Source organism: Aeromonas sp. ZOR0002, assembly GCF_963866995.1.
GTDB classification, from domain to species: domain Bacteria; phylum Pseudomonadota; class Gammaproteobacteria; order Enterobacterales; family Aeromonadaceae; genus Aeromonas; species Aeromonas caviae.
Window position 1 is genome coordinate 1 of sequence record NZ_CAWMFQ010000038.1, and the last position, 13,478, is coordinate 13,478.

General features: G+C 63.5%; 12 protein-coding genes and 2 pseudogenes. 9 read left to right on the forward strand and 5 right to left on the reverse strand.

Annotation, left to right across the window (positions count from 1 at the left end; translation table 11 throughout):
- Together AACR77_RS02870 and AACR77_RS02875 are read right to left on the reverse strand one after the other, a co-directional pair.
- Positions 1-334, reverse strand: a pseudogene (locus AACR77_RS02870) (HAD-IA family hydrolase); the annotation flags it as partial.
- Positions 331-555: a hypothetical protein gene (locus tag AACR77_RS02875; RefSeq protein WP_042879665.1), complete on the reverse strand. Its 225-nt coding sequence runs from the start codon at positions 553-555 to the stop codon at positions 331-333. The pseudogene AACR77_RS02870 and the gene AACR77_RS02875, both read right to left, overlap by 4 nt.
- Before the next feature lie 114 nt (positions 556-669).
- On the opposite strand from AACR77_RS02875, the gene AACR77_RS02880 reads away from it, so the two are divergent.
- A complete protein-coding gene (locus AACR77_RS02880) occupies positions 670-1,551 on the forward strand; it encodes a LysR family transcriptional regulator (protein WP_042879667.1) in 882 nt (293 codons plus the stop codon).
- 45 nt (positions 1,552-1,596) lie between these two features.
- Here AACR77_RS02880 and AACR77_RS02885 read toward each other — a convergent pair whose 3' ends face one another.
- Together AACR77_RS02885 and AACR77_RS02890 are read right to left on the reverse strand one after the other, a co-directional pair.
- A complete protein-coding gene (locus tag AACR77_RS02885) occupies positions 1,597-2,172 on the reverse strand; it encodes a cysteine hydrolase family protein (RefSeq protein WP_042879669.1) in 576 nt (191 codons plus the stop codon).
- A gap of 140 nt (positions 2,173-2,312) precedes the next feature.
- Complete coding sequence (locus tag AACR77_RS02890) at positions 2,313-3,476, reverse strand: FAD-dependent monooxygenase (RefSeq protein ID WP_042879671.1); 1,164 nt, start codon at positions 3,474-3,476, stop codon at positions 2,313-2,315.
- A gap of 224 nt (positions 3,477-3,700) precedes the next feature.
- On the opposite strand from AACR77_RS02890, the gene miaB reads away from it, so the two are divergent.
- The 5 genes from miaB to lnt all read left to right on the forward strand — a co-directional run bounded on the left by miaB (position 3,701) and on the right by lnt (position 9,391).
- Positions 3,701-5,134 carry a tRNA (N6-isopentenyl adenosine(37)-C2)-methylthiotransferase MiaB gene (miaB, locus tag AACR77_RS02895; RefSeq protein WP_010673772.1) on the forward strand — a complete coding sequence of 478 codons (1,434 nt, stop codon included), beginning with the start codon at positions 3,701-3,703 and terminating at the stop codon, positions 5,132-5,134.
- Positions 5,135-5,184: 50 nt separating this feature from the next.
- Complete coding sequence (locus AACR77_RS02900; protein ID WP_010673771.1) at positions 5,185-6,243, forward strand: PhoH family protein; 1,059 nt, start codon at positions 5,185-5,187, stop codon at positions 6,241-6,243.
- Positions 6,240-6,704 (forward strand): rRNA maturation RNase YbeY, encoded by a 465-nt coding sequence (gene ybeY, locus AACR77_RS02905; RefSeq protein ID WP_039041101.1) that lies wholly within the window; start codon positions 6,240-6,242, stop codon positions 6,702-6,704. Before AACR77_RS02900 ends, ybeY begins: the two co-directional genes overlap by 4 nt.
- Positions 6,705-6,799: 95 nt before the next feature.
- The gene (gene corC, locus AACR77_RS02910; RefSeq protein WP_010673769.1) at positions 6,800-7,681 is read left to right on the forward strand and encodes a CNNM family magnesium/cobalt transport protein CorC; all 882 of its coding nucleotides are present in this window, start codon (positions 6,800-6,802) and stop codon (positions 7,679-7,681) included.
- A 180-nt stretch (positions 7,682-7,861) separates the two neighbouring features.
- On the forward strand, positions 7,862-9,391 hold the full coding sequence (gene lnt / locus AACR77_RS02915; protein ID WP_042014505.1) for an apolipoprotein N-acyltransferase: 1,530 nt from the start codon (positions 7,862-7,864) through the stop codon (positions 9,389-9,391).
- Positions 9,392-9,476: 85 nt separating this feature from the next.
- Here the strand turns inward: lnt and AACR77_RS02920 are convergent, their stop codons facing one another.
- Positions 9,477-9,965: a zinc ribbon-containing protein gene (locus AACR77_RS02920; RefSeq protein WP_041215952.1), complete on the reverse strand. Its 489-nt coding sequence runs from the start codon at positions 9,963-9,965 to the stop codon at positions 9,477-9,479.
- A gap of 242 nt (positions 9,966-10,207) precedes the next feature.
- Between AACR77_RS02920 and leuS the strand changes: the two genes are divergently transcribed.
- The 3 genes and pseudogenes from leuS to AACR77_RS02935 all read left to right on the forward strand — a co-directional run.
- On the forward strand, positions 10,208-12,784 hold the full coding sequence (gene leuS / locus AACR77_RS02925; protein WP_039041103.1) for a leucine--tRNA ligase: 2,577 nt from the start codon (positions 10,208-10,210) through the stop codon (positions 12,782-12,784).
- Between the two features lie 112 nt (positions 12,785-12,896).
- Positions 12,897-13,379 (forward strand): LPS-assembly lipoprotein LptE, encoded by a 483-nt coding sequence (locus tag AACR77_RS02930; protein WP_010673765.1) that lies wholly within the window; start codon positions 12,897-12,899, stop codon positions 13,377-13,379.
- Between the two features lie 27 nt (positions 13,380-13,406).
- Positions 13,407-13,478, forward strand: a pseudogene (locus tag AACR77_RS02935) (DNA polymerase III subunit delta); the annotation flags it as partial.

The following is a 13,478-nucleotide window of genomic DNA, read 5'->3' on the forward strand; positions in this document are numbered from 1 at the left end:
CCCTCCGGCTTGCGGAGGTCACCAGCGCCCAGCGCGTCGGCGGCAGCTGTTCGAGCCGTCGCCGGGCACCGTCCAGGGGCATCGGCGCCGCAGCGTATTCCATCTCCAGATCGTCGAGCAGGGCCACCTCCACCGCCATGTCCAGCTGGGGAGCCAGGGCCCCTATCACCTCCCGTGAGCGCACGCCGTGACACATGGCGAGCACGGGAGCGGGATCCAGCCCATGGTGCTGACACCAGCGCCGCCACACGACTTCCACGTCGCCGGTGGAGTGGACCAGGGTCCCGTCCATGTCCAGCAGCAGGGCCGCGGCCCTCACGCGCACCGCGCTCACAGGGCTCTCCCCGCCAGCGCATCGGCGAAGACCTGCCGCTGGGCAGCGGCCTCGTAACAGGCGATCGCCTGCTCCGCATTGCTGGCCCACACCGGCAAGGGGGCGACGACGAACCCCTGCTGCAACAGGCTGGTCAGCAGCTCCCCGGTCTCCGGTGCGGCCAGCGGCTGAGCCATCACCAGGCTCCCCTTGATCAAGAACAGATAGCGTTCGCTCGACATGACATGACTCCTTGTGGCTGAACAGCGGGCAAGCAGGCCCGTTTCGAGACCATTAGAACAAGGATATTAGATAATTTATAATCAATAAATCGCCACATTGGATAACCAAATGGAATGAGATTCGACCTGAGACAATTGCAGGCCTTCGTCATGCTGGCCGAGAGTGCCAACTACCGGGAGGCGGCCAGCCGGCTTTTTGTGACACAACCGGCCCTGACCAAGCAGATCCAGGGCCTGGAGCAGGCCCTCGGCAGCACCCTGTTCAACCGGGGCCGCCATGGGGCCGAGCTGACCGCCATCGGCCTCCAGTTGCTGCCCCAGGCCAGGGCGCTGGTGGATCACGGCAAGGGATTCGAGCGGCATGCCCTGGCGCTGGCAAGCGGTGCCGCCGGACGCCTCAACATCGGGTTCGGGCTCTCCAGCTTCGCACTGGCCCCTTCCCTGGTGGCTCGTTTCAAGCAGCAGGCCCCCGACGTGCTGGTCCACCTGCGGGACACCACCTCCGCCATCCAGCAGGAGCACTTGCTGGCGGGTAGGCTGCAACTGGGCTTCATGCGACGGCCTGATGCGCCGCAGCTGAGGGAACACAGGCTGCTGACGGACAGACTGGTGCTGGCCGTCCCCACCCGGGTGGCAGGGCCGGACTTCGACCTGGAGCGGGCGCTGATCCGCGATCCCTTGCTGCAGATGGTGGGCCATCGCTGCCCGGGCCTCAGCCAGCAGATCGCCCGCTTCCTCGGTGCCAACCGGCTGACCGGTCTCATCCAGGAGGCGGAAGACATCCAGACCCTGGTGGCCCTGGTGGCCGCCGGTATCGGCAACGCCATCCTGCCGCGCAGCGTGGGATTCATCGCGGGCAAGGAGGTGACCCTCTACCCTCTCTCCGGCCCCTGGTCGGAATGGGAAATCAGCCTGGTGTGGAACCCGGAATTTGCCGATCCCATTCGGGATCGCTTCCTCGCCATGGTGAGAGAAACGCACCCCGAGCCCGCATGAGGTGCATGAGATGCATGAGATGCCTGCAGGAGAGGATGGCCGGGCTCAGTCCCGCTCCGCCAGCTCCGCGACCTTGATGATCTCGGCAATGCGACCGAGCATGCGCAGGGAAGCTTGGTGTTCTGCGGCATCCGCCGCCGCGCAGGCATCCTCCAGGATGGTGATGGCGTAGTCCCGATCGTGGCCATCTCGCACCGCCCCCTGAATGGCCCAGCTGGTGCTCACGCCGCACACATAGAAATGCTCGATGCGATTGGCCCGTAGCGCAGGCTCCAGCGCCGTGCCGTAGAAGGGGCTGACCCTGGGTTTGGTCAGCACCAGATCCCCGGGTTGCACATCGAGCTCCGGGTGAAAGTCGGTGCCGCTGTCGGCCAGGGAGAGGGCCCCGAACTGCCGGGCACGGCCAAACATGGGGGAGCCCTTGGGTTGCAGCAGATAGCCCTCGTCAAACCCCACCTTGATGAGCACCACCAGCCAGCCGTGAGCGCGGGCATGGGCCAGCGCTTGGTTGGCGTGCGCAATGGCGTCCTGCTCGATCACCTGGGCCGCCGAGGCGGCGATACGCCCGTCCGGGTGGGCGATGTCGTTGATGAAATCGATCACCAGCAATGCCTTGTTCATGGTGTACTCCCCCCTTGCCTGAGGCCGTTTTGCCCCTGCGCCGCCAGGATCACTCCTCGCGGCCATATAAAAAACCGGCTGGCACCATCACACGGATTGATATGCCATCCGATTGGCACCTGGCAGTGCCACGCACTGCCTCATACCAGCCCAAGCGCATAGCGTAGCGCCATTTCCTTGAGGGGGCCCGCCTTGTCCGCCAGATTCAGCGCCAGGTTGCGGGCAAGCCTGAGGGGGCCTATCTCGTTGCTGAAGACCCCGTAGAAGAGATCCATCCCCGACTGCATCAGCAGGTTGTCAGGGCGGCGTCGCCCCTCGTAACGCCCAGCCAGCGCCAGCTCGTGCCACTGTGCCCCCGCCTTGCCGAGCAACCCGGCCCAGCAGGCCACGTCCTTGAAACCGAGGTTGACCCCCTGCCCCGCCAGCGGATTGATGGTGTGGGCCGCATCCCCGAGCAGCACCACTCGCCCGGCGTGATAGTCGTTGGCGTGGCGGCGCACCAGGGGGAAGCTCCCCTTGGCCGTCACGGTGAAACCGCCAAGGCGGCTCGGGAAGTGGCGGCGCACCTCGACGGCCAGGGCCTCGTTGCTCATGGCGGCCAGCGCCCGGATGCGGGCCGGGCTGTCATACCAGACCAGGGAGCCATGGCGGCCCGGCAGCGGCAGGAAGGCGCGCGGGCCGCTCGGGGTGAACTGCTGCCAGGTGATGTCTTCCTGGGCAAAATCGGTGTTGATGTTGATCAGCATGCAGTGCTGGCGGTACTCGAAACGCGACACCCCGATGCCGGCCAATCGCCGGGTGTGGGATTCGGCACCGTCGCAGGCCAGCACCCAGCGCGCCTGCAGCTCGGTGCCGTCATCCAGGGTCAGCACGGCGTCATCCGCACTCTGGCGCAGGCTCGTCACCGCCGCCGGGGTATGGGTCTGGATGGTCGGGAAATCCTCCATCCTTTTCAGGAGCGCGAGCTGGATCAATCGGTTCTCGATGATGTAGCCGAGCTGGGGCAGCCCGAGATCCAGCGCGTCGAAGCGGGTAGCGAAGCCGTCCAGCTCCCAGGTCTCCAGCCGGCGATAGGGGCACAGCCGCATCTGCTGCAGATATTGCCAGGCACCGGCCCGGGTCAGCAGCGCCACCGAGGCCTGACTGATGGCGGAAACCCGCAGATCCAGCGACTGCTCGGGGGCATAGGGCTCGGGCAACCGGGTCTCGATGACCCGAACCGAGAGCCCCTCTGCCGCCAGCAGGCAGGCGGTGGCGGCGCCCACCATGCCGGCGCCGACGATGGCGATATCACACTGTTCCATAACTTGATTCCTGCAAGGAGTCCCCGCGATAAGGGGCAAGGGCCGAACCGAATGGGGCATGATAACGCAAGGAGGCGGCAGAAACAGTGAGAGGGATGCGCAATTGCCGACGACAAGCCGGCCCTGATGGCGGCGGGCGGCCCCAGACTGGTCAGCACCGGGATTGCGGAGTAAAATGGCCGGTCCTTTGACCCTGCCGATTTCAAAACCAGTCACGAGAAGCAATGAGCAAGAAACTTCATATCAAGACCTGGGGCTGCCAGATGAACGAGTACGACTCGTCCAAGATGGCGGACCTGCTGGATGCCAGCAATGGCTACACGCTTACCGAGGAGCCGGAAGAGGCAGATGTGCTGCTGCTCAACACCTGTTCCATCCGCGAGAAGGCCCAGGAGAAGGTGTTCCACCAGCTCGGTCGCTGGAAGAAGCTCAAGGCGAAAAAACCGGGGCTGGTGATCGGGGTGGGCGGCTGCGTCGCCTCCCAGGAAGGGGAGAACCTGCGCAGCCGGGCGCCCTATGTGGACATCGTCTTCGGACCCCAGACCCTGCACCGCCTGCCGACCATGATCAAGCAGGTGCAGGAGGGGCGCGGTGCCCAGGTGGACATCGCCTTCCCCGAGATCGAGAAGTTCGACAACCTGCCCGAACCCCGTGCCGAGGGGGCGACCGCCTTCGTTTCCATCATGGAAGGCTGCTCCAAGTACTGCTCCTTCTGCGTGGTGCCCTACACCCGTGGCGAGGAGGTGAGCCGACCGCTGGATGACGTGCTCTATGAAATCGCCCAGCTCGCCCAGCAAGGGGTGCGCGAAGTGAACCTGCTCGGCCAGAACGTCAACGCCTACCGGGGGCCGACCTTCGACGGGGAGGTCTGCACCTTCGCCGAACTGCTGCGCCTGGTGGCTGCCATCGACGGCATCGACCGCATTCGCTACACCACCAGCCACCCGGTCGAGTTCACCGACGACATCATCGAGGTCTATCGTGATACCCCCGAGGTGGTCAGCTTCCTGCACTTGCCCATCCAGAGCGGCTCGGATCGCATCCTGACCATGATGAAGCGCCCGCACACCGTGCTGGAGTACAAGTCCAAGATCCGCCGCCTGCGCGCCGTGCGTCCCGACATCACCATGAGCTCCGACTTCATCGTCGGCTTCCCGAACGAGACGGACGAAGACTTCGAGGCCACCATGAAACTCATCGAGGAGATCAACTTCGACATGAGCTTCAGCTTCATCTACAGCCCGCGCCCCGGCACCCCGGCCGCGGACCTGCCCGATGACGTCGACATGGAAGTGAAGAAGGCCCGCCTGACCCGACTGCAAAACCGCATCAATCACCAGTCCATGCTCATCGGCCGCGCCATGCTGGGCTCGGTGCAGCGCATCCTGGTGGAGGGGCCCTCCAAGATGGATCCCATGCAGCTCAGTGGCCGCACCGAGAACAACCGGGTGGTCAACTTCGAGGGGCCGCACCGCCTCATCGGCGGCTTCGCCGACGTGGAGATCACCGACGTACGCCCCTACTCCCTGCGCGGCCGCTTCATCCGCGGCGAGGACGAAATGAACCTGCGCATCGCCACGGCCCCGAGCGAGATCCTCGCCCGTCGTCCTGACAACGTGCCCGATGATCTGGGCGTTGCGGCCTTCAGACCCCATTGATGACTCTCTCCCCCGCCCCCTGGCGGGGGAACAACCGATAAGAGGACACCTTGAGCCGACACATCTCCACCCTGAATCTGCACCTTGAACCCGCCGACAACCAGCGCCTCGCCAGCCTGTGCGGACCCTTTGACGACAACCTCAAGCAGCTGGAGCGCCGTCTCGGCATCGAGATAAGCTACCGGGACAACCACTTCCAAGTGATCGGCAAGCAGGCCCAGGTGGAGGCGGCTGCCGTCATCCTCAAGCACCTCTATGTGGAAACCCAGCCCCTCAAGGGGAGCAAGGTGAGCGACATCACCCCCGAGATGGTGCACCTGGCGGTGCAGGAGTCCCGCGTGCTGGAGCAGGACGACGAACCCGCCCCTTCCCTGCCGTATGGCAAGGAGGTCACGGTCAAGACCAAGCGCGGTCTCATCAAGCCCCGCAGCCCGAACCAGGCCCAGTACATCGCCAATATCGTGCGCCACGACATCAGCTTCGGCATAGGCCCGGCAGGGACCGGCAAGACCTATCTCGCCGTGGCCGCCGCCGTGGATGCCCTGGAGCGCCAGGAGATCCGCCGCATCCTGCTGACCCGCCCGGCGGTGGAAGCCGGTGAGAAGCTCGGCTTTCTGCCCGGCGATCTTTCCCAGAAGGTGGACCCCTACCTGCGCCCCCTCTACGACGCCCTGTTCGAGATGCTGGGCTTCGAGCGGGTGGAGAAGCTGATGGAGCGCAACGTCATCGAGGTGGCGCCGCTCGCCTACATGCGCGGCCGTACCCTCAACGACGCCTTCATCATCCTGGACGAGGCCCAGAACACCACCACGGAGCAGATGAAGATGTTCCTGACCCGCATCGGCTTCAACTCCAAGGCGGTGGTGACCGGCGACATCACCCAGGTGGACTTGCCTCGCAGCACCAAATCCGGTCTGCGCCACGCCCTGGAGGTGTTGCAGGGGGTCGATGGCCTCTCCTTCAACTTCTTCGAGTCCAAGGACGTGGTGCGCCATCCCGTGGTGGCCCGCATCGTGCAGGCCTACGAGGCATTCGATGCCCAGCAGGCGGCCGAGAAGAGCGCAGCCACTCCCCGCAACGAGAACACCAGCAAAGAGAGTGCCCAATGAGCGTGACCCTGGATCTGCAACTGGCCTGCGCCAGCCCGGACGGCCTGCCGACCGAGGCCCAGCTGCAAGGCTGGCTCGACGGCACCATTCTGGGCTTCCAGCCCGAGGCCGAGGTGACGGTGCGCCTGGTGGACGAGGCGGAGAGCCGCGAGCTCAACCACACCTATCGCGGCAAGGACAAGCCCACCAACGTGCTCTCCTTCCCCTTCGAGGCGCCACCGGGTCTCGAACTGCCCCTGCTCGGGGATCTGGTGATCTGCCGCCAGGTGGTCGAGGCCGAAGCCGTCGAACAGGGCAAGCCCCTGATGGCCCACTGGGCTCACATGGTTGTGCATGGCAGTCTGCATCTGCTAGGTTATGACCATATCGAGGACGAGGAAGCCGAAGAGATGGAGCAGCTCGAGCGCGACATCATGCAGGAACTGGGCTTCGCCGATCCTTATCTGAACGACGAAGAGTAACGAACCGGATGGTCATCGTCTTGAAACAGCCGATGCCCATCCTCATATAGCCACAACGATTTCAAGTGTGTTCATACGAGTAACCAAGAGAGAAAATGACCGACGATCACCCTAGTACCGGCTCGCCGAAGAAAACCTGGCTCGACAAACTCAGCCAACTCTTCCAGGGCGAGCCAAAAGACCGCAACGATCTGGTAGAGGTCATCGCCGATGCCGAAGAGCGGGACCTCATCGATCAGGACACCAAGGACATGATCGAGGGCGTGCTCGAAATTGCCGAGCTGCGCGTGCGTGACATCATGATCCCCCGCTCCCAGATGGTGACCATCGAGAAGTCCCAGCCGGTGGACGAGTTCCTGCCGGTCATCATCGAATCCGGCCACTCCCGCTTCCCGGTGATCAACGAAGACAAAGATCACGTGGAGGGCATCTTGCTCGCCAAGGATCTGCTGCCGTTCGGTTTTGGCGGCCAGCATGCCAGCGAACCGCTCCAGCTGGAGAAGATCCTGCGTCCCACGGTGATCGTGCCGGAGAGCAAGCGGGTCGATCGCCTGCTCAAGGAGTTCCGGGAAGAGCGCTACCACATGGCCATCGTGGTGGACGAATTTGGCGGTGTCTCCGGTCTCGTGACCATCGAGGACATTCTGGAGCTCATCGTCGGCGAGATTGACGACGAGTTCGACGACATCGAGGACGAGCCGGAAGAGATCCGCCGCATCAGCAAGCGGGTCTTCTCGGTGAGCGCGCTGACCGAGATCGAGGACTTCAACGACTTCTTCGGCACCCAGTTCAGCGATGAAGAGGTGGACACCGTCGGCGGTCTGGTGATGCACGCCTTCAGCCACCTGCCCAAGAAGGGGGAAGAGATCGAACTCGACGGCTACCTGTTCAAGGTGATGCACGCCGATCGCCGTCGCCTGCAACAGTTGCAGGTGAAGATCCCCGAGCATCATGCGGCGGCGCAGCCGGAGTCCTGATCCCGCCCAGCACCACGCACATCCCGCGCCCCTCTCGTCAGGGGCGCTTTTTTTGCCTCCCTCCCGCCGCGCTACCGCCACTTAGCCCACGCCGACCGCGAGGCTCGCCGTTGACCCGGTTTGCGGTTAAGATGTCGGCCATTGTGTTTCCATTCAGTCCAATTCGAGCCCCGATCCCCCGTGAAATCGAAACTCCTGACCAGCCTGTTTGCCATTGCCAGCGGCGCCATCGCCGTGCTGGCCTTCTCCCCTTTCGGCTACTGGCCCCTGGTGATCCCCTCCCTGCTCGGCCTTTACGCCCTGCTGGACAAGGCCACCCCCAAACAGGCAGCCTGGCGCGGCTTCGGCTACGCCATGGGTCTGTTCCTGCCCGGGCAGTGGTGGATCCACGTCAGCATGACGGAGTTTGGCGGCATTCCGCTGCCGGCCGCCTTCGTGCTGCTGGCCGGGCTCTGCGCCTATCTCTCCCTCTATCCGACCCTGGCCTGCTGGCTCTTCGCCCGCTTCTTTGCCGGCCGCCACTGGAGCCGCTGGCTGCTCGCCTTCCCGGCGCTCTGGCTGATGGCCGACTGGCTGCGGGGCTGGGTGATGACAGGCTACCCCTGGCTCTGGTTCGGCTACACCCAGATAGACGGCCCCCTCAAGGGCTTCGCTCCCCTTCTCGGGGTGCAGGGCATCACCCTCGCCCTGCTGCTCACCGCCTCCGCCCTCTGGCTGGTATGGCAACACCGCAAGCCGGCCTGGCTGCTGCTCCCCGTCGCCCTGGTGGGCGCCGCCCAGGGGCTGATGCAGCTCAACTGGGTGACCCGGGGTGAACCGGTCAAGGTCGCGCTGGTGCAGGGCAACATCGAGCAGTCCCTCAAGTGGGATCCGGAGGCCCTGGTGCCGACCGTGCGCAAGTATCAGGATCTCAGCCGCGAGAACCAGGATGCCGACATCATCGTCTGGCCGGAGTCCGCCATCCCGGCCATCGAGAAGGAGATGGGTACCTATCTGGAGAGCCTGGACAAGGCGATGAAGGTGAACGACACCGGCCTGCTGGCGGGGATCATCCATTACGATCTGAAACAGCAGCGCTTCTTCAATACCGTGCTCGGCATGGGGGTACAGGATGCTGAGGGCAAGGAGTCCTACTACTACGAGCACAAGAACCGCTACTACAAGTACCACCTGCTGCCCATCGGCGAGTTCGTGCCCTTTGAAGATCTGCTGCGTCCCATCGCCCCCTTCTTCAACCTGCCCATGTCCTCCTTCAGCCGGGGTGACGAGGTGCAGCCGAACCTGATCGCCAAGGGGCTCAAGTTTGCCGCCGCCATCTGTTACGAGATCATCTTCCCGGACGAGGTGCGCCGCAACGTGCAGCCGGATACCGACTTTCTGCTGACCGTCTCCAACGACGCCTGGTTCGGCACCAGCATCGGCCCCTGGCAGCACATGGAGATCGCCCGCATGCGCGCCCTGGAGCTGGCCCGCCCACTGCTGCGCGACACCAACACCGGCATCACCATCGTCACCGAGATAGACGGCAGCATCATCGCCCAGATCCCGCAGTTCGAGGCTGGAGTATTGCGTGCCGAGGTACGCCCCGCCCACGGCCAGACCCCCTATCTGCGTTTTGGCAGCTGGCCCATGTATGGCCTGGCCGCCGCCCTGCTGGGGCTGGCCCTGTGGCTGCGCCCCCGTGCCCACCCCTGGGCACGCAAGGGCTAAGACCACACAACCCCGATAAACAAAAGAGGCGCCCTTGGGCGCCTCTTTTTATGGTTTGGCTTATGGCTTGGCACAGTCTGGCGGCTCAAGGAGACAGCGGCTCACGGTGATACTCATCGGCCCCGCACTCGGGGCAGGTGCCAAGCTGCTCCGGGTGCAGCACGGTATGGCGCCACTCGCAGTGATCGCACACCAGCACCCCGAGTCCCACCCAGTCCCCCGCCCGGTAGACCCCCTTGTGTTCCAGCTCGTCCGCCAACTCCTGCCACTCCACCTGGGTGCGGTCGGTCACGTCTGCCAGCCAGGACCAGGCGGTGTCCTTGAGCGCCAGCATGAAGGCGGACTCCTCCACCTGCTCATCCTTGCGCCCTTCGTCATAGTTGCCCAGATCCCGCTTCACATACTCGGCGATCAGCGCCAGCTCGTCCTGGGTCAGATCCCCGGCCGCCTCCAGATAGGCCTGCACCTTGGCGATCATCCGGTTGAGGCGCTCTCCCTGAAACGCTTCCGTCTCTTCCCACTGCTTCTTGAGCTGGGCGATAAAGGCTTCATACCCTTGTCGACGTTTGTCCATGGCCATCACTCCTCTGCTGAATCCCGATCGAGCCAGACCCTGACCTCGGGCTCGGCGGATACGGGCGGCGGTTGCCATTCTCACTTCGTTGCGACTCTTGCGGCTCTGCAAATCCTCGCGGGTACCGGACCTGGCCCGAGACCGGGCGGATGCTGGCGGTTGTTGCCGCCGCAGGATATGGGTATTCTATCGGGATTTCCCAGCCGTTTTATCTATTCATTTCACAGATCCGGATGTCACCAATGCAAGAGCAATACGTTCCCCAATCCATAGAACCAGCAGTGCAGAAGCACTGGGATGCCAAGAAAACCTTCAAGGCGGTGGAGAAAGTAGACAAGGAAAAGTTCTACTGCCTCTCCATGTTCCCCTATCCGTCTGGTCGTCTACACATGGGGCACGTTCGCAACTACACCATAGGTGATGTGATCTCCCGTTATCAACGGCTCAATGGCAAGAACGTGCTGCAACCCATCGGTTGGGACGCCTTCGGCCTGCCGGCAGAAAACGCCGCCATCAAGAACAACACGGCGCCGGCCCCCTGGACCTACGAAAACATCGAATACATGAAGAACCAGCTGAAGATGCTGGGTCTGGGCTATGACTGGGATCGGGAGCTGGCCACCTGCAAGCCGGACTACTACCGCTGGGAGCAGTGGTTCTTCACCAAGCTCTACGAGAAGGGCCTGGTCTACAAGAAGACCTCCTCCGTCAACTGGTGCCCGAACGACATGACCGTACTGGCCAACGAGCAGGTTGTCGACAACTGCTGCTGGCGCTGTGATACCCCGGTGGAGCAGAAAGAGATCCCCCAGTGGTTCATCAAGATCACCGACTACGCCGAAGAGCTGTTGAACGACATCGACAATCTGGAAGGCTGGCCGGAGATGGTCAAGACCATGCAGCGCAACTGGATTGGCCGCTCCGAAGGGGTCAACATCAGCTTCAATATCGACGGTCAGGCCGAGCACCTCGAGGTCTACACCACCCGTCCGGACACCTTCATGGGTGTGACCTATGTGGGCATCGCCGCCGGTCACCCGCTGGCGCTGCAAGCAGCCCAGAACAATCCGGAGCTGGCCGCCTTCATCGAAGAGTGCAAGAACACCAAGGTAGCCGAAGCTGAACTGGCCACCATGGAGAAGAAGGGCATGGCCACCGGCCTCTACGCCATTCACCCGCTGGATGGCCGCAAGGTGCCCGTCTGGGTCGCCAACTTCGTGCTGATGAACTACGGCACCGGCGCCGTGATGGCGGTACCGGGTCACGACCTGCGTGACCACGAATTCGCCACCAAGTACGGCCTCGAGATCAAGCCTGTCATCAAGCCGGTTGATGGTGACGTCGACGTGAGCGAAGCGGCTTATACCGAGAAGGGCGTGCTGTTCAACTCCGGCGAGTTCGACGGCCTCGACTTCCAGGGTGCCTTCGATGCCATCGCCAACAAGCTGGAAGGGCTCGGCAAGGGCAAGCGCACCGTCAACTACCGTCTGCGCGACTGGGGGGTTTCCCGTCAGCGCTACTGGGGCGCCCCCATCCCGATGCTGACCCTGGCGGATGGTACCGTGGTGCCGACCCCGGAAGATCAACTGCCGGTACTGCTGCCGGAAGACGTGGTGATGGATGGTATCCAGAGCCCCATCAAGGCCGATGCCGAGTGGGCAAAGACCACTTACAACGGCCAGGAAGCGTTCCGCGAGACCGATACCTTCGACACCTTCATGGAGTCCTCCTGGTACTACGCCCGCTACTGCTCCCCGGACTACGACAAGGGCATGCTGGATCCGGCGGCCGCCAACCACTGGCTGCCGGTGGATCAGTACATCGGTGGCATCGAGCACGCCTGTATGCACCTGCTCTACGCCCGGTTCTTCCACAAGCTGCTGCGCGATGCGGGCCTGGTGAACAGCGACGAGCCGTTCAAGCGCCTGCTCTGCCAGGGCATGGTGCTGGCCGACGCCTTCTACTACAAGGATGAGAAGGGCGGCAACGTCTGGGTCAGCCCCCTCGACGTCAAGGTGGAGCGTGACGACAAGGGCCGCATCACCAAGGCGGTCGACCTTGAGGGTCGTGAAGTGATCCACTCCGGCATGACCAAGATGTCCAAGTCCAAGAACAACGGCATCGACCCGCAGCTGATGGTGGAGCGTTACGGCGCCGATACCGTCCGTCTGTTCATGATGTTCGCCTCCCCGGCCGAGATGACCCTGGAATGGTCCGACTCCGGCGTGGAAGGTGCCCAGCGCTTCCTGCGTCGCCTGTGGCGCATCACCTTCGAGCACGTATCCGGTGGCGCCGTTGCCGCACTGGACGTCGCCGCCCTCACCAGCGACCAGAAAGCCGTGCGCCGCGAGCTGCACAAGACCATCGCCAAGGTGAGCGACGACGTGGGTCGCCGTCAGACCTTCAACACCGCCATCGCCGCCATCATGGAGCTGATGAACAACCTGGCCAAACTGGGCAGTGACGCTCAGGATCGCGCCCTGATGCAGGAAGCGCTGGAAGCGGTCGTGGTCATGCTCTACCCCATCACCCCGCACATCGGCTTCGAGCTGTGGAAAATGCTGGGCAAGGAAGGGGACATCGATGTCGCGGCCTGGCCGGTGGCTGACGAAGCGGCCATGGTCGAGACCGAGAAGCTGGTGGTGGTACAGATCAACGGCAAGATGCGCGGCAAGCTGACCGTGCCGGCCGAGATAAGCCAGGCCGACGTCGAGAAGCTGGCCATGGCCGATGCGTCCGTACAGAAGTTCACCGACGGTCTGACCGTGCGCAAAGTCGTGTACGTGCCGGGCAAACTGCTCAACATCGTGGCCAACTGATGACGCCTCCCCTGGCGGCGGCCGACGGTCTGGGCCAGGGGCTGACGACACACGGATGATGACGGCGGGCCCTGCGCCCGCCGCTCTTCCCTTCATGCAAAGAGGATTTTTTATGGGCACCATCTTCACGCGCTGGATGGCCATCGTGCTGGCAGGACTGTTGCTGCAGGCCTGCGGTTTTCAGATGCGGGGCACCGCCATTCCCCCCGAACTGATGACCATGAAAGTGGTCGGTGACAACAAGAGCGACTTCTACCGACTGGTCACCACCCGTCTCAAGGCCGCTGGCGTGCAGCTCGCCGACAAGGAGGGCATCCCGGTGCTGACCCTGGCCGGGGTACGTAGCCGCAGCCAGGTCGCCTCGGTCGACTCCATCGGCCAGGACCGCGAATACCTGCTGAGTTACAGCACCCAGTTCACCGTGGTCATGCCGGGAAAACCGACCCAGGTCTTCCCCATCACCTTCAACCGCAGCTTCCTGAACAAGCCGGATGCGGCACTCGCCTCCTCCCGCGAGCAGGAGCAGCTGGGCAAGGAAATGCAGGAGCAGGCCGCCAACCTGGTTATTCGCCAGCTCAGTCAGGTCAAGTTCTGATGCGCGTATCTTGATGAGAGGGTGTTGATGAGAGTCTATCCCGAGCAGTTTGCGGATCATCTCAAGGCAGGGCTCAAGCCCTGCTATCTCATTTTTGGG

Bases quoted from the DNA above. Each gene is read 5' to 3' on its own strand.
- AACR77_RS02885 (WP_042879669.1), bottom strand. From the start codon at position 2,172: ATGAACAAGGCATTGCTGGTGATCGATTTCATCAACGACATCGCCCAC.
- AACR77_RS02880 (WP_042879667.1), top strand. From the start codon at position 670: ATGAGATTCGACCTGAGACAATTGCAGGCCTTCGTCATGCTGGCCGAG.
- AACR77_RS02890 (WP_042879671.1), bottom strand. From the start codon at position 3,476: ATGGAACAGTGTGATATCGCCATCGTCGGCGCCGGCATGGTGGGCGCC.
- ybeY (WP_039041101.1), top strand. From the start codon at position 6,240: ATGAGCGTGACCCTGGATCTGCAACTGGCCTGCGCCAGCCCGGACGGC.
- AACR77_RS02930 (WP_010673765.1), top strand. From the start codon at position 12,897: ATGGGCACCATCTTCACGCGCTGGATGGCCATCGTGCTGGCAGGACTG.
- miaB (WP_010673772.1), top strand. From the start codon at position 3,701: ATGAGCAAGAAACTTCATATCAAGACCTGGGGCTGCCAGATGAACGAG.
- AACR77_RS02920 (WP_041215952.1), bottom strand. From the start codon at position 9,965: ATGGACAAACGTCGACAAGGGTATGAAGCCTTTATCGCCCAGCTCAAG.
- leuS (WP_039041103.1), top strand. From the start codon at position 10,208: ATGCAAGAGCAATACGTTCCCCAATCCATAGAACCAGCAGTGCAGAAG.
- corC (WP_010673769.1), top strand. From the start codon at position 6,800: ATGACCGACGATCACCCTAGTACCGGCTCGCCGAAGAAAACCTGGCTC.
- AACR77_RS02875 (WP_042879665.1), bottom strand. From the start codon at position 555: ATGTCGAGCGAACGCTATCTGTTCTTGATCAAGGGGAGCCTGGTGATG.